Annotated in this window: 13 protein-coding genes; 8 read left to right on the top strand and 5 right to left on the bottom strand. The window is 68.1% G+C overall.

The genetic code is table 11. From position 1 onward, the window contains the following. Positions 1-126: 126 nt before the first annotated feature. Positions 127-507 carry an Hsp20/alpha crystallin family protein gene (locus tag U6958_RS25215; RefSeq protein WP_016449711.1) on the bottom strand — a complete coding sequence of 127 codons (381 nt, stop codon included), beginning with the start codon at positions 505-507 and terminating at the stop codon, positions 127-129. Positions 508-604: 97 nt separating this feature from the next. Between U6958_RS25215 and U6958_RS25210 the strand changes: the two genes are divergently transcribed. Next, complete coding sequence (locus U6958_RS25210; RefSeq protein ID WP_074923135.1) at positions 605-1,915, top strand: branched-chain amino acid ABC transporter substrate-binding protein; 1,311 nt, start codon at positions 605-607, stop codon at positions 1,913-1,915. A gap of 27 nt (positions 1,916-1,942) precedes the next feature. On the opposite strand, the gene mltB is transcribed toward U6958_RS25210, so the two are convergent. The 4 genes from mltB to U6958_RS25190 are packed head-to-tail and all read right to left on the bottom strand — an operon-like array spanning position 1,943 to position 7,243. Beyond that, complete coding sequence (mltB, locus tag U6958_RS25205) at positions 1,943-3,139, bottom strand: lytic murein transglycosylase B (RefSeq protein WP_074923134.1); 1,197 nt, start codon at positions 3,137-3,139, stop codon at positions 1,943-1,945. Further along, positions 3,136-5,292, bottom strand: coding sequence for a DUF3488 and transglutaminase-like domain-containing protein (locus tag U6958_RS25200; protein WP_074923133.1), 2,157 nt, complete (start codon positions 5,290-5,292; stop codon positions 3,136-3,138). Before U6958_RS25200 ends, mltB begins: the two co-directional genes overlap by 4 nt. Continuing rightward, positions 5,289-6,323 carry a DUF58 domain-containing protein gene (locus tag U6958_RS25195; RefSeq protein ID WP_017406774.1) on the bottom strand — a complete coding sequence of 345 codons (1,035 nt, stop codon included), beginning with the start codon at positions 6,321-6,323 and terminating at the stop codon, positions 5,289-5,291. The genes U6958_RS25200 and U6958_RS25195 overlap by 4 nt, the downstream gene beginning before the upstream one ends. Next, complete coding sequence (locus tag U6958_RS25190) at positions 6,323-7,243, bottom strand: MoxR family ATPase (protein ID WP_016449706.1); 921 nt, start codon at positions 7,241-7,243, stop codon at positions 6,323-6,325. The genes U6958_RS25195 and U6958_RS25190 overlap by 1 nt, the downstream gene beginning before the upstream one ends. A 90-nt stretch (positions 7,244-7,333) precedes the next feature. Here U6958_RS25190 and U6958_RS25185 point away from each other — a divergent pair, with 90 nt between their 5' ends. From U6958_RS25185 to U6958_RS25155, 7 genes are all read left to right on the top strand, one after another. Then, positions 7,334-8,239 carry a histone deacetylase family protein gene (locus U6958_RS25185; RefSeq protein WP_017406772.1) on the top strand — a complete coding sequence of 302 codons (906 nt, stop codon included), beginning with the start codon at positions 7,334-7,336 and terminating at the stop codon, positions 8,237-8,239. 17 nt (positions 8,240-8,256) lie between these two features. Next, positions 8,257-9,066, top strand: coding sequence for an enoyl-CoA hydratase (locus tag U6958_RS25180; protein ID WP_016449704.1), 810 nt, complete (start codon positions 8,257-8,259; stop codon positions 9,064-9,066). A gap of 92 nt (positions 9,067-9,158) precedes the next feature. Continuing rightward, the gene (locus U6958_RS25175) at positions 9,159-10,448 is read left to right on the top strand and encodes a mechanosensitive ion channel family protein (RefSeq protein WP_074923132.1); all 1,290 of its coding nucleotides are present in this window, start codon (positions 9,159-9,161) and stop codon (positions 10,446-10,448) included. A gap of 209 nt (positions 10,449-10,657) precedes the next feature. Further along, the gene (locus U6958_RS25170; RefSeq protein ID WP_012204310.1) at positions 10,658-11,407 is read left to right on the top strand and encodes an electron transfer flavoprotein subunit beta/FixA family protein; all 750 of its coding nucleotides are present in this window, start codon (positions 10,658-10,660) and stop codon (positions 11,405-11,407) included. Between the two features lie 14 nt (positions 11,408-11,421). Further along, on the top strand, positions 11,422-12,354 hold the full coding sequence (locus U6958_RS25165; RefSeq protein WP_198129397.1) for an electron transfer flavoprotein subunit alpha/FixB family protein: 933 nt from the start codon (positions 11,422-11,424) through the stop codon (positions 12,352-12,354). A 157-nt stretch (positions 12,355-12,511) separates the two neighbouring features. Next, entirely contained in the window at positions 12,512-13,654 is a 1,143-nt protein-coding gene (locus tag U6958_RS25160; RefSeq protein ID WP_016450177.1) for an ABC transporter substrate-binding protein, read from the top strand. 97 nt (positions 13,655-13,751) lie between these two features. Further along, positions 13,752-15,542, top strand: a complete 1,791-nt coding sequence (locus tag U6958_RS25155) for an acyl-CoA dehydrogenase (RefSeq protein WP_074923087.1) — start codon at positions 13,752-13,754, stop codon at positions 15,540-15,542. Positions 15,543-15,552: the final 10 nt, after the last annotated feature.

The raw sequence follows: 15,552 nt of genomic DNA, 5'->3' as shown, positions 1-15,552 counted from the left end.
GCACGGCGGGCGCAAAAAAAGCCCGGCGCGGGCCGGGCTCTGGAAACGGGCTGTCACCTTGCCAAGAGGATGGAAGAAAGGATGGTTGACAGCCCGGGTGCACAAACGCGCTGACCGTGACCGGACTTACTGGATGCTCAGCATGGTGGCCTTGCTCTGGGGTTCCAGGCGGGCCAGGGACAGCGTGAGCACGCCGTTTTCCAGCTTGGCGCTGCTGGCGGCCGTGTCGATTTCATGGTCCAGCTCCCAGGCACGCTGCACCTGGCGGGGCGCGCCCTCGACGCTGGACAGACGGACCACGGCGCCTTCGATGCTCAGCTGCAGCTGCTCGCGGGACAGGCCGGGCACATCCAGCTGCAAGGTCGTGGCCTTTTCATCGCGCTGAACCTGCACCGACGAGAGCGAAGGGGCCGCGTTGCCCAGGGTGCCTTGCAAGAAGCGCTGCAGGGCCAGATCGGCGGCTTGGGGAGCGAAGGCGTTGCGGCGGAGAACAGGCGTGAAGATCATGGTGGGTTGGCTCCTATAAACTGCGCGGCTTCATCGAAGTTGTCGCCGCATGGAGCCTAGTTAAGCGGTGTTGAACGCATTTCAAGAGGAAAAAGCCATGAATAAATTGCGCCGCAAGGTCTTGAAAAGCGGCGCCATGGCGCTATTTGCGGCGCCCGCGCTGCTGGCCCGGGCGTCAAGCGGACACGACCGGCCCGTGTCGCCGCCGCGCGGCGAGCCGATACGGCTGGCGCTGATCGAAAGCCTGTCCGGCCCCTTTGCCAACACGGGCGAGGCCGTGTTCCGCAACCTGCTGTGGGCCGCCGAGCGCGTGAACGCGCGCGGCGGTGTGCTGCTGCCGGCCGCGCAGGGCGGCGCCCGGCCCCTGGCCATCGAACGCCATGACAGCAAGGGCCAGAACGAGGAGGCGCTGTCTGCGCTGCGCGCAGCCATCGACGGCGGCGCGCGCGTGGTCATGCAGGGCAATTCATCGGCCGTGGCCGCCGTGCTGGTCGACGCCATTGCCAAGCACAACGAGCGCGATCCGGCCCGGCGCGTGCTGTACCTCAACTACTCGGCCGTCGATCCCGCGCTCACCAACGAGCGCTGCAGCTTCTGGCACTTTCGCTTCGACGCCCATGCCGACATGCGCATGGCCGCGCTGATGCAGGTGCTGCGCGAGGACGGGGCCGTGCGCAGCGCCTACCTGATCGGGCAGGACTACAGCTTTGGCCAGGCCGTGCTGCGCGAGGCAAGGCGCCAGCTGGCCGCGCAGCGGCCCGATGTGGCCATCGTGGGCGACGAGCTGCATCCCGTGGGGCGCGTCAAGGACTTTGCGCCCTATGCGGCCAAGATCAAGGCCAGCGGCGCCCAGGCCGTGGTCACGGGCAACTGGGGCAACGATCTGATGCTGCTGGTCAAGGCCGCGCGGGAGGCGGGTTTTGACGGCCGCTTCTACACCTTCTACGGCAATGCGCTGGGCGCGCCCGCTGCCCTGGGCGAGGCCGGCGTGGGCAAGGTGCTGGCCGTGGCCGACTGGCTGCCCAACGTGCCGGGCCCCGACAGCCAGGCCTTCTACAAGTCATTCCGCGAGCGCTTTCCCAGGCCTGCCGATGACTATGTGCACATGCGCATGCAGCTGATGATGGAGGCCCTGGCCCAGTCCATGGCGCGTGCGGGCAGCACCGACACGGTGGCCGTGGCGCAGGCGCTGGAAAGCGCGGACGTGACCCTGGCCGGGCGCAGGGGCCGCATGCGCGCGGCCGACCACCAGTTCCAGCAGGCGCTGGTGGTCGGCGTCATGGACAGGCAGGGCTCGCCCGGCGTGCCCTTCGATGTGGAGGGCTCGGGCTACGGCTTCCGCGTGGTGCGAGAGATCGAGGCGGCGCGTGCCGAGCAGCCTGCGATGTGCCGCATGCGCCGGCCCTGACCGCCTGGACGGTTTGGATGGTCCGGATCAGCGGCCCATGGCCGCAGCGACTTCCTGGCCCAGTTCGATCACGGACAGCGCGTAGTAGCTGGACCAGTTGTAGCGCGTGATGGCATAGAAGTTCTCCGTGCCCGCGATGTACAGCGGCTGGCCCTGCGCGCCGTTTTCCAGCTTGACCAGGGCCAGCGGCCCTTGATGCGCCGCGCCGCTGCCCGGCAGTTGCACGCCGCGCGCAGCCATCTCGTCGGCCGTGAACTGGGGCAGGATGTCGGGCGCCAGCAGGGCGGCCAGGTCGGCGCCCTGGGCCTGCATGATCACCGGGTAGTGGGTGGGCATGCCGCTTTTCCAGCCATGCGCGACAAAGTAGTTGGCCACCGAGCCGATGGCATCGGCCGCGCTGCCGAACAGGTCGATGCGGTCGTCGCCGTCAAAGTCCACGGCCCACTTCACCCAGCTGCTGGGCATGAACTGGCCCATGCCCATGGCGCCTGCGTAGCTGCCGCGCAGCGAGAACGGGTCCGTGCCCGCACGGTGGGTGAAGCGCAGGAACTGCTCCAGCTCGCCACGGAAGTACTCGGTGCGCGCCGCAGCGCGCGGGTGGGCGGCAGGGAAGTCGAAGCTCAGCGTGGCCAGGGCGTCCATCACGCGGAAGTTGCCCATCTGCTGGCCGTAGATGGTCTCCACGCCGATGATGCCGACGATGATTTCGGCCGGCACGCCGTACTGCTTTTCGGCACGCGCCAGCGCAGCGGCATTGGCCTGCCAAAAGCGTGTCCCGGCACGTATGCGCACGGGCTCGACAAAGCGGCTGCGGTAGACGCCCCAGTTCTTGGCCGTGCCCTGGACGGCCGGCGTCATCAGGCGCGGCACCTGGGGCAGAAAGCGGGCCTGGGCGATGGTCTCGCGCACCCAGTCCACCGGCAGGTCGTGGCGCATCGCAATGTCGGCGGCCATCTGCATGGCTTCAGGCCGTTCGCCGTAGGGCGTGCTGCCCTGCACGGTCCTGGCCACGGCGGCGCCGCCAGCGGCCGTAGCGGCGGCAGCAGCGGCCGTGCGCTTTTTCGTGGAAGGTTTGGCCGTGGACTTGGTCGTGGTTTTAGCCGAGGTTTTGGCCGTGGCTTGGGCGGCAGGGCTGGCTGCCGGCTTGCCGGCCAGCGCGCCGCAGGGCACGGCCGCGGCCGCGAGCAGCAGCAGGGCGCAGGGGATCAGTCGTTGCTTGGTCATGGTGTGCTTGTCGTGGGACCGGCAGCGGCGGCTTGTGGCCGTGGCTGCGGATTGCGTGGCCAGTCCAGCGCCCGCCATTGGCGTCGCAGGGCGGGCAGGCCGGGGGTGTCGGGTGCGGATGAGGATGGGGGTGGGGATGGCCGTGCGTAGCGCTGGCGCTCCATGCCCAGGAGCCAGTCGTGAAGGGCCTGGGCCGCCTTGGCGTCGTCCCGGCCCCAGCGGTCCATGACCTGGGCTGCCAGCGCACGTGGGGGCAGGCTGGCGTCGGCGTCCAGGCCGATGCGCCGCAGCCGGGCGCGGGTCCTGTCCATGAGGCGCAGCCATTCGTCGCGGCTGGTGCGCTGGGCGCGGGCCATCCAGGCCAGCCACGCCAGCGCAGCCACGCCGGCCAGCGCGCCCAGCAGGCGCAGCATGTCCACCCACGAGGGCGATTGCACACCCAGGTTCTTGAGCAGGTCCAGCTGGCGGCTTTGCGTGTAGTTGAGCACCCACTGGTTCCAGCCGTTGTTGACGGCCTCCCACACGGCGCGCATCTGCTGCAGCATGCCCACGCCCACGAAGTTGCCCATGGCTCCGGCGATGGCGCCCTGCGGTGCGCGCAGGCGCTGGAACTCGCCCACGCGCGACGGGGCCACGGCGCCGGTGGGGTCGATGCGCACCCAGCCCTCATCCTCCAGCCACACCTCGGTCCAGGCATGGGCGTCGGCGTTGCGCACGGTCCAGTAGCCGTCGACCGGGTTGCGCTCGCCACCCTGGTAGCCGGTGACGATGCGGGCAGGCACGCCCATGCCGCGCATCAGCACGGCGAAGGCGGAGGCGATGTGCTCGCAAAAGCCCTCTTTGCTGTCGAACCAGAAGTCATCGGCCGTGTGCACGCTGTCCACCACGCCGGGCGCCAGCGTGTAGGTGTAGCCGCCCTTGCGCAGGCGCGCCAGCGCGGCCTGCACCCAGGCGCGGGGCGTGGCATCGGCCAGTTGCGGGTCGGCACGCATCTGCCGGGCCAGCTCCAGCGTGCGCGGGTTGCTGCCTTCGGGCAACTGGGTGTAGCGGCGCAGGCCGCGCGTGGGTTTGAGCGGGCCGTAGCTGAACTGCACATGGCTTTGGGCGCTGATGCGCACCACGTCGGTGATGGGGCGCCAGGTCAGCCATTGCAGTTGGGGTGTCATGCGGGCGGTGCCCATGCCTGGGGGGAGCTCGGGAGTCCTGGCCGCGGCGTCCAGCAGGGGTAGCCAGGGGCGGCGGCTGGGCTCTATGGTCATCTGGTAGCTCACGCCCTCGCCGGAGACGCGCAACTGCGCGTCCTCCAGAACGGCCTCCGTGTCCATCTGCCATTCCTGTCCGTCAAAGCGAGACAGAACGGGTCCCCGGAAATACAGGGTGTTGGCAGGCGGAGGAGCACCATCGGGCGTATCGAAACGCAGGCGCAGGGCCACGTTTTCGTCCAGCACCAGCGAGGCCATGGAGCCCACGCGCATGTTCTCCGACAGGCCGCTGCGGCCGGCCAGGTCGTTGCCCGGCACGCCCCACAGCGGGGCCATGCGCGGAAAGAACAGGAACAGCGCCACCATCACCGGCGTGCCCCACAGCGCCAGCAGGGCCGCCGTGCGCAGCGCCTGGGTCAGCGGCGGCCGGCCGGCGGTCATGTGGGCATTGACCAGGGCCGTGAGCAGGCCCAGCAGGCCCAGCACCATGGCCAGGGCCAGCAGCAGGGACTGCGAGTAGAAGAAGTTGGCCAGCAGCGCGAAGAAGCCCAGGAAGAACACCACCATGGCGTCGCGCCGGGCGCGCAGCTCCAGTGTCTTGAGCGCCAGCAGCAGCACGATCAGCGTCACGCCCGCATCGCGCCCGACAAAGGTGCCGTGCGAGACCCAGGTGGCGCCCAGGGCCAGCAGCAGCAGTCCGCCCAGCAGCCAGCGGCCGGGCAGGGGCTGGCCGCGCCAGGCCAGCAGGGCGCGCCACAGCAGCAGGCCGGCCACGAAGACCATGGTCCACCAGGGCGTGTGGGCGGCCTGGGGCATAAGCACCCAGGCCACCACGGCCAGCAGGAACAGGGTGTCGCGCGCATCGCGGGGCAGGGCGGCCAGGCGCTGGCGCCAAGTGGCCGCAGGCTGCGCAATGGCTTGGAAGGAGGAGGGCATGGACGTGCGATTCATGGGCAGGCCGCCAGGGCTTCCAGGCAGAGCGTGGCATGGGCCGGGCCCTGGTCGGGGGCGATCTCGCGGCCGTCGGGCAGGCGCAGGCCCCAGGTCAGGTCCTGCTGGCGCGCGGCCAGCACCCAGGCGGTCAGGCGGCTGAGGCGGGCCTCGGGGTCGGCCAGGCCGGTGGCCTTGGCATCCAGCCACAGGCGGTGCTGCTGGGACAGCGGGCGGTCGCGGCTCACCAGCTGGTTGCTGCCCGTGGCAAAGGCCTGTGCAGCCTTTTTCCAGACCACCAGCTTGAGCGGATCGCCGCGACGGTAGGCCCGCACACCGTCGAACTCGTCGCCGTGCCGCGTGGCAGCCGCGCTGCGGCCGCCGGCATCGGCGCTGGCCGGTGGCAGGGGCGGCGGATTGTGCTCGGGCGCCGGGTAGATCCAGGCCTGCGTCTGTGCGCGCCACAGCGCCCAGACGCGGAAGGTGCCCAGCGGATAGCGGGTGGCCGCCGTGATCGTGGGCAGCGGCTGCCGTCCCCGGCGCAGCGGCGTGAAGGCCAACTGTGCCGTGGTGCTGCCCTGTGCCGGTACATCGATCCAGGTCCAGTCGGTGGCCGGGACATCGCCCTGCACGGCCAGGCCTATGCCCCAGCGCGTGCTGCGGCGGCTGTTGTGCAGCACCACGTCGAAGCGGCAGGGCTGGCCGGCAAAGCTGCCGGCCGGCGGCAGCAGGTGCATTGCCAGGCCGCGCAGGTTGCCGTGGCCGACCACCATGCCCGCAGCCGCGCTTCCGGCCAGCAAAAAGGTCAGCAGGTAGCCCAGGTTGAGCTGGTAGTTGATGGCCGCCACCAGCAGCACGCACAGCGTCAGCGCCAGGGCCCAGCCTGCGCGCGAGGGCATGATGTAGACATTGCGCTGGGTCAGCCTGAGGCTGTCGGTGCGCGGCAGGCGGGCATGCCACCACTGGCGCACGCGCCGCGCAGGAGACCAGCGCTGGCGCAGCGATGCCCCCGGCTGGGCGGCGCCGGGCGAGGACGCGGGAGCGGCCGGCATCAGCGCAGCGCCACGGCGTCCAGCATGGCGCGCACCTGCTCCACGGCACCCCGGCCGCTGGAGCCTATGGGCACCAGGCGGTGGGCGGCCGTCTGCGGCAGGATGGCCTGCACATCGTCGGGCGCCACGTAGTCGCGCCCCTCCATCAGGGCCACCGCCCTGGCCGCGCGCAGCAGCGCAATGCCCGCGCGAGGCGACAGGCCCTGCACGAACCACTGGCCCGAGCGCGTCGCCTCCAGCAGGTCCTGCACATAGTCGAGCAAGGCATCGCTGGCATGGACCTGCAGCACGGCGGCCTGCAACTGCTGCAGCTCGTCCGTGGCCAGCAGCGGGAGCAGTGCATCGGCCTGGGCGCGCCGGCCATTGCCGGACAGCAGGGAGCGCTCGGCCGCGCGGTCGGGATAGCCCAGGCTGATGCGCATCAGAAAGCGGTCCAGCTGGCTTTCGGGCAGCGGGAAGGTGCCCAGCTGTTCCTGCGGGTTCTGCGTGGCGATCACGAAGAAGGGCTCGGGCAGGCGGTGCGTGCGGCCTTCGGACGAGACTTGGCGCTCTTCCATGGCTTCGAGCAGGGCGCTCTGTGTCTTGGGGCTGGCGCGGTTGATCTCGTCGGCCAGCAGTACCTGGGCGAAAACGGGACCTGGATGGAAGACGAAGGACTCGCTGCTGCGCTCATAGATGGACACGCCGGTGAGGTCGCTGGGCATGAGGTCGGCCGTGAACTGCACGCGCGAGAACTGCAGCCCGAAGCTGTGCGCCAGCGCATGGGCCAGCGTGGTCTTGCCCACGCCGGGAACGTCTTCCAGCAGCAGGTGTCCCCCGGCCAGCAGGCAGGCCACGCTGTCGCGGACCTGAGCCGGCTTCCCTACAACCACCGTGTTAAGCTGATCCAGAAGCGCCTTGATCTTGTGTGTAGCTTGCATGGCGCGACGTTATCCTAAAAAAAACATCGCGGAGACATCACTGTGGGCAAGACGGGTTATTTCACCCATAGGGAGTGCTGGCGGCATGAGATGGGGCCGGGGCACCCAGAGTGCCCGGCCCGGCTGGACGCCATCGAGGACCGGCTGCTGGTGACCGGCGTGGCCGATGCGCTGGAGCGGCACGAGGCCCCCCAGGCCTCGCTGGCCGACATCGAACTGGCCCATGACCGCATGCATGTGGCCGCGCTGCAGGGCCTGACCCAGCGCCTCATCGAGGAGCAGCAGGCCGGCGGCCCCGAGTACTCCCAGATCGACACCGACACCTCCATCAACAGCCACACCTTCTCGGCCGCGCTGCATGCGGCCGGTGCCGCGCTGGCGGCCACCGATGCGGTGATGGCCGGCGAGCTGGAGAACGCCTTTTGCGCCGTGCGCCCTCCCGGCCACCATGCCACCCGCCACCAGGCCATGGGCTTTTGCTTCTTCAACAACGTGGCCGTGGGCGTGAAGTACGCGCTCAGCCGCCACCACCTCAAGCGCGTGGCCGTGATCGATTTCGACGTGCACCACGGCAATGGCACGGAGGACATCCTCTCCGGCGACGACCGTGTGCTCATGTGCGGCATCTTCCAGCACCCCTTCTATCCCTTCAGCGGCGACCAGCACCCGGCCGCCAACATGGTCAACGTGCCGGTGGCCGCCTATACCAAGGGCATGGACATCCGCGAGATCGTCGAGATGATGTGGATCCCGCGACTGGAGGCCTTCAAGCCCGAGCTGATCTTCATCAGCGCCGGCTTCGACGCCCACCGCGAGGACGACATGGGCCAGCTGGGCATGACCGAGCAGGACTTCACCTGGATCACCTCGCGCATCAAGGACATTGCGCGGCGCTTCTCCAAGGGGCGCATCGTCTCCTGCCTGGAAGGCGGCTACGTGATGGGGCCGCTTGCGCGCAGCGTGGAAGCGCACGTGCGCGTGCTGGCCGACCTCTGAACCCGATCTGGAGCACCATGAACGCGAGCACCCATCCTTCTGAAGCCAGCCCCCTGCTCGACGTGCAGCGCGACGCGCGCGGCGTCGTGCGGCTCACGCTCAACGATCCGCAGCGCTTCAATGCCCTGGGCGAGCAGATGCTCACGCAGCTGCAGCAGGCGCTGGACGATGTGGCGCGTGACGAGTCGGTGCGCGTGGTCGTGCTGGCTGCAGCCGGCAAGGCCTTTTGCGCCGGACACAATCTCAAGGACATGGCGGCCCATCCGCAGCTGGACTACTACCAGAAGCTGTTCGCCCAGTGCAGCCGCATGATGCTGTCCATCCACCGGCTGCCCGTGCCCGTGATTGCGCGCGTGCACGGCATTGCCACGGCGGCGGGCTGCCAGCTCGTGGCCCAGTGCGATCTGGCCGTTGCTGCGCAGGCGGCGCGCTTTGCCACCAGTGGCATCCACTATGGCCTGTTCTGTGCCACGCCCAGCGTGCCCTTGGTGCGCAATGTGCCGGCCAAGCAGGCCATGGAGATGCTGCTCACGGGCGACTTCATCGACGCGCAGCAGGCGCTGGACCAGGGCCTGGTCAACCGCGTGGTGGCCGAGGAGGCGCTGGACGATGCGGTGGAGCACTTCGTGCAGTCCATCGTCAGCAAGCCCCGCGCGGCCGTGGCCATGGGCAAGGCCCTGGTCTACCGCCAGCGCGAGATGGGCATCGAGGCGGCCTACCAGCTGGCCGGCCAGACCATGGCCGCCAACATGATGGATGCCGATGCCCAGGAGGGCGCCCAGGCCTTCGCCGCCAAGCGCGAACCGGCCTGGAAGACGGGCCGCTGACCGACCTGCATGTAGGCCCCGGTCCGGTTGGCCTGTCCTGGATCTGCGCGATGATGGCGGCCTGCGCCCTTGCGGCGGAACGGCCCTGATCCATGGACATCTTCGACAAGCTCATCAACGACTTCCAAAGCTCCAGCGCCTGGCTGGAGTTCTCCGTTCTCATCGGCTGCCTGCTGCTGGCCTACGGCGCCATGCGCGGCCTGCATGCGCGCTACGGCCATCTGAACGATGGCAAGCCCTCCGTATGGATTGGCCGCCATGCGCTCGATGGCGCACTGTTCCCGCTGCTGGCGCTGGTGCTGGTCTTCACCAGCCAGGAGATCCTGGCGCGGTTTTCCACGGTGTTCTGGTTGCGCGTGGCCGTGTCGCTGCTGGTGTCCCTGTCGGTGATCCGCTTCGTGGCGCGGGTGCTCAGCCGGACCTTCCCCCACTCCACCGTGGTGCGCCTGATCGAGCGCATCTTCTCCTGGCTGGCCTGGGGCGCGGCCGTGCTGCACAGCATCGGCCTGCTGCCGCAGGTCATGGAGGAGCTGGAGGCCCTGCAGTTCAACATCGGCAAGACGCCGGTCAGCCTGCTCAACCTGATCGAGGGCACGCTGTCGGCGGGCCTGATGATGGTGGCCGTGCTCTGGCTGTCCACGCTGTTCGAGCAGAAGGTCATCAACCAGTGGGTCAGCGACCTGTCCATGCGCAAGGTGGCCATGAACATCACGCGCAGCGTGCTGATCCTGGTGGGCCTGCTGGTGTCGCTGTCCATGGTGGGCGTGGACCTGACGGCGCTGTCCGTCATGGGCGGCGCCATCGGCGTGGGCCTGGGTTTCGGCATGCAGAAGATCGCCTCCAACTACGTCAGCGGCTTTCTGGTGCTGATCGAGCGTGCGCTGCGCATCGGCGACAACGTGCGCGTGGACGGCTTCGAGGGCCGCATCACCGACATCCGCACGCGCTACACCATCATCCGCGCGCTCAACGGCCGCGAATCCATCGTGCCCAACGAGACGCTGATCACCCAGCGTGTGGAGAACCTCACCGGATTCGACGTCAAGTTCGGCCTGTCCACCAACATCGTCGTGGGCATGGACAGCGATGTGGAGCAGGTGCGCGGCATCCTGCTCGAAGCCGCAGCCGCGCAGCCGCGCGTGCTCAAGACGCCCGCGCCTTCGGTGGTTCTGGTCGACTTTGTGGAGCAGGGCCTGCAGTTCAGTCTCAGCTACTACATCAACGACCCGCAAAATGGCCAGGGAAATGTGCGCTCCGAGGTCAACCTCGCCGTACTGCGCGGCCTGCGTGCCGCAGGCGTGAGCCTGCCGGTCCCCAGGCAGGTGGTGCAGATCACCGAACGCGGGGGCGTGGCGGCCCAGGCAGCAGAGAAAAGCAGCTAGGATTATTCCTAGGTGCATACCCTGAGTTCAGGCTGTTCCCCTGCAGGAAATCTCAATGGTCGTGCTTAAAATGGCACGATCGTTCTTTTTTGTGAGCGCGCATGCGGCCCTCGGCCGTCAGGGAAACCTGCCTCAGCTGCTGCAGCGCCGCATACAATGATTTCGGTTTACGTAAACGTCAATCTATCAATCAATCAGGAGCCGCTGCAATGAAGGTTTTGGTCCCGGTCAAGCGCGTGGTGGACTACAACGTGAAGGTCCGCGTGAAGTCGGACGGCACGGGCGTGGACATCGCCAACGTCAAGATGAGCATGAACCCCTTTGACGAAATCGCCGTCGAAGAAGCCGTTCGCCTCAAGGAAAAGGGCGTGGCCACCGAAGTCATCGCCGTCTCCTGCGGCGTGGCCCAGTGCCAGGAAACCCTGCGCACGGCCATGGCCATCGGTGCCGACCGCGGCATCCTGGTGGAGACCACCGAGGAGCTGCAGCCCCTGGCCGTCGCCAAGCTGCTCAAGGCCCTGGTGGACAAGGAGCAGCCCGGCCTGATCATCCTGGGCAAGCAGGCCATCGACGACGACGCCAACCAGACCGGCCAGATGCTGGCGGCCCTGGCCGACCTGCCGCAAGCCACCTTCGCCTCCAAGGTCGAAGTCGCTGGCGACAAGGTCAACGTGACCCGTGAAGTGGACGGCGGCCTGGAAACCCTGGCCCTGAGCCTGCCGGCCGTCATCACCACCGACTTGCGCCTGAACGAGCCGCGCTACGTCACGCTGCCCAACATCATGAAGGCCAAGAAAAAGCAGCTGGACACCGTCAAGCCTGAAGAGCTGGGCGTCGATGTCGCCCCGCGCCTGAAGACGCTCAAGGTGGCCGAGCCCGCCAAGCGCGGCGCTGGCGTGAAGGTGCCCGATGTGGCGACCCTGGTCAGCAAGCTCAAGAACGAAGCCAAGGTCATCTAAAGGAATTCGCAGACATGACATCCCTCGTTATTGCAGAACACGACAACGCTTCCATCAAGAGCGCCACGCTCAACACCGTCACTGCGGCCCTGGCCTGCGGCGGCGACGTGCATGTGCTGGTGGCGGGCGAGAATGCCGGCGCCGCTGCGCAGGCTGCGGCCCAGATCGCTGGCGTTGCCAAGGTCATCCACGCCGACGGCGCCAGCCTGAAGGACAGCCTCGCCGAGAACATCGCAGCGCAAGTGCTGGCGATTGCCTCGAACTACAGCCATATCCTGTTCCCCGCCACCGCCAGCGGCAAGAACGCCGCGCCGCGCGTGGCCGCCAAGCTGGACGTGGCCCAGATCAGCGACATCACCAAGGTGGACAGCGCCGACACCTTCGAGCGCCCCATCTACGCAGGCAACGCCATTGCCACGGTGCAAAGCAGCGACAAGATCAAGGTCATCACCGTGCGCGGCACGGGCTTTGACGCAGCGGCCACCACGGGCGGCAGCGCCCAGGTGGAGCAGCTGGCCGCCGCTGGCGACAGCGGCAAGAGCAGCTTCGTGGGCCGTGAAGTGACCAAGAGCGACCGCCCCGAGCTGACGGCCGCCAAGATCATCGTCTCCGGCGGCCGCGCGCTGGGCAGCAGCGAGAAGTTCCAGGAAGTCATCACGCCCCTGGCCGACAAGCTGGGCGCGGCCATCGGCGCTTCGCGCGCTGCGGTGGATGCGGGCTATGCGCCCAACGACCTGCAGGTCGGCCAGACCGGCAAGATCGTCGCGCCGCAGCTGTACATTGCCCTGGGCATCTCGGGCGCCATCCAGCACTTGGCCGGCATGAAGGACTCCAAGGTGATCGTGGCGATCAACAAGGATCCCGAGGCACCGATCTTCTCGGTGGCCGACTACGGCCTGGAGGCCGACCTGTTCCAGGCCGTGCCCGAGCTGGTGCAGGCGCTGTAAGCGACCAAAGCTGAAAAATGAGGGGCACAAGGCCCCTCTTTTTCCGTCACGGATGCCGGGATGGCCCGCTGGTCATGGTTTGCGGCAACGACTACAACAACGGCTTTGGCCGCGCCAGCGGGTGCTGGCAATGGCATGAACCGAGAGGGAGATTGAAATGAAGATGATGCGCTTGCGCCTGGCCCGCACGGCCGTGGCCTTTGTCTGTGGCGCCATGGCGCTGGCCGCCGAGGCCAATGCCTGGGTGGTGGGGCAGGTGGCACCCATGTCGGGAGCCGGCGCGACGCAGGGCCGGGCCTATGCCCAGGGCATGCGCCTGTACTTCGACCAGATCAACAAGGCCGGCGGCGTGCAGGGCCAGCCCGTGCAACTGGTCACGGTGGACGATGTGGGCCACCCCGATGAAACCGTGGACAAGACCCGCAAGCTGCTGGACGAGTCCAAGCCCGTGGTGCTGGCCGGCTACTTCGGCAACCGCAACATGGCTTCGCTGCTGGACAGCAAGCTGCTCGACCAGTCCCAGATCTCCCTGGTGGGTTACCAGAGCACGGACACGCGTGTGCTGAGCCATCCCCAGATCTTCAGCACGCGCGCCAACCTGCCCGAGGAAATGGCCAAGATCGCCTCGCACCTGGCCACCGTGGGCATCACGCGCCTGGCCCTGCTGCATGACGAGCGCCCGGATGCCAAGGCCGTGGCTGAACTTGTGGACAAGGCGATTGCGCCTTCCAAGGCCAAGCTGGTGGTCAGCGCCTCGCTGAGCACGGGCAAGGGCGCCATGGACAAGGCCGTGTCCCAGTTGCAAAAGGCCCAGCCTTCGGCGCAGGCCGTGATGGTGGTGGCCTCCAGCCCCGTGACCTCGGCCTTCGTCGAGGCGTACCGCATGGCGGGCGGCACGGCCCAGATCTACGCGACATCGGAAGCCGATATCGAGCAACTGGCCAAGCGCCTGCCCGTGGAGTTCATGAGCGGCCTGTCCATTGCCCAGGTCGTGCCCAGTCCCTACAAGGTGACCATGCGCCTGAACAAGGAGTTCAGGGACGCGGCCACCGCTGCCGGCAAGTCGCTGACCGTGCCGGTCAGCTACGCCATGATGGAAGGCTATGTGAACGCCCGCGTCATCGTGGAGGCCATGCGCCGCACCCAGCCGCTGACGCGCGAGAAGCTGGCCGCTTCGCTGCGCGGCCTGGACGCCTTCGATCTGGGCGGCTACTGGGTTACCTATCGTCCGGGCTCGCAGGCGGGCTCGAAATTCGTGGATTTGTCCATCGTCAACGCATCGGGTCGCGTCACGCAATAACGCAGCAATGCAGTAGTGCCGTGGCGGCGCGCCCGCTGTCCCAGGTCGCCGCGCGCTGCGCGCCGGCGGTCCAGGCTCTGTTCAGGAAGGTTCAACAATGACTTACTCGGCTCCCCTCAAAGACATGCTGTTCGCCATGGAGCATCTGGCGCAGATCGACCAGGTGGCACAGTTGCCCGGTTTCGAGGAGGCTGGCCTCGAGACCGCCCAGGCCGTGCTGGAGGAATGCGCCAAGCTGTGCGAAGGCGTGGTGGCGCCGCTGAACCTGCCGGGCGACGTGGCGCCTTCCAGCCTCAAGGACGGCGTGGTCACCACCACGGCGGGCTTCAAGCAAGCCTTTCGCCAGTACGCCGAAGGCGGCTGGCAGGGCCTGCAGCATCCGCAGGATTTTGGCGGCCAGGGCCTGCCCAAGACGATTGGCGCGGCCTGCGTGGAAATGCTCAACAGCGCCAACCTGAGCTTCGCTTTGTGCCCGTTGCTGACCGACGGCGCCATCGAGGCTCTGCTGACGGCGGGCAGCGATGAGCTCAAGGCCACCTATCTCGAGAAGCTGGTGACCGGCGAGTGGACCGGCACCATGAACCTGACCGAGCCCCAGGCCGGCTCCGACCTGGCCCTGGTGCGTACCAAGGCCGAGCCGCAGCCCGATGGCAGCTACAAGGTCTTCGGCACCAAGATCTTCATCACCTATGGCGAGCACGACATGGCCGAGAACATCGTCCATCTGGTGCTGGCCCGCGTGGCCGGGGCGCCCGAGGGCGTCAAGGGCATCAGCCTGTTCGTGGTGCCCAAGTTCCTGGTCAACAAGGATGGCTCGCTGGGCGCGCGCAACGATGTGCACTGCGTGAGCATCGAGCACAAGATGGGCATCAAGGCCTCGCCCACGGCCGTGCTGCAGTACGGCGACAACGGGGGCTCCATCGGTTACCTGGTGGGCGAGGAAAACCGTGGCCTCGAATACATGTTCATCATGATGAACGCGGCCCGCTACGCCGTGGGCGTGCAGGGCATTGCCGTGGCCGAGCGCTCCTACCAGCATGCCGTGGCCTATGCCCGCGAGCGCGTGCAAAGCCGCCCCGTGGACGGCAGCGTCAAGGCCAGCGCCACCATCATCCACCACCCCGATGTGCGCCGCATGCTCATGACCATGCGCGCCTACACCGAGGGCTGCCGCGCCATGGCGGCCACGGCCGCCGCGGCCTACGACGCAGCCCACCACCATGCCGATGCCCAGGTGCGCGAGGCCAATGCGGCCTTCTATGAATTCATGGTTCCCCTGGTCAAGGGCTACAGCACCGAGATGAGCCTGGAAGTCACCAGCCTGGGCGTTCAGGTGCACGGCGGCATGGGCTTCATCGAGGAGACGGGCGCCGCCCAGTACTACCGCGACGCCAAGATCCTGACCATCTACGAAGGCACGACCGCCATCCAGGCCAATGACCTGGTGGGCCGCAAGACGGCGCGCGATGGCGGCCAGACCGCGCTGGCCATTGCGGGCCAGATCGAGAAGACCGAGGCCGAGCTGGCCGCCAGCGGCACGCCCGAGGCACTGGCCGTGGCCCGCCAGCTGGCCGCCGCGCGCCAGGCCTTCGTGGAGGCGGTGCACTTCGTCTCGGGCCAGGCCAAGGCCGAGCCCAATGCCGTGTACGCCGGCAGCGTTCCCTACCTGATGCTGGCGGGCAACCTCGTCGCAGGCTGGCAGATGGGCCGCGCCCTGCTGGCGGCCGAGCAGCTGTTGCACAAGGGACAGGACGAGGCCTTCATGCGCGCGAAGATTGCGACGGCGCGCTTTTATGCCGAGCACATCCTCGTCAAGGCGGCGGGCCTGCGCGATGCCATCGTGCACGGCGCAGGCAGCGTGATGGCACTGCCCATGGACGCCTTCTGACCCGGCGCTC

The organism is Delftia lacustris (assembly GCF_040267515.1).
In the GTDB taxonomy this organism is placed as follows: domain Bacteria; phylum Pseudomonadota; class Gammaproteobacteria; order Burkholderiales; family Burkholderiaceae_C; genus Comamonas; species Comamonas tsuruhatensis.
Note: the sequence above shows the minus strand (reverse complement) of the source record. Positions and strands in the feature narration are given on the sequence as shown.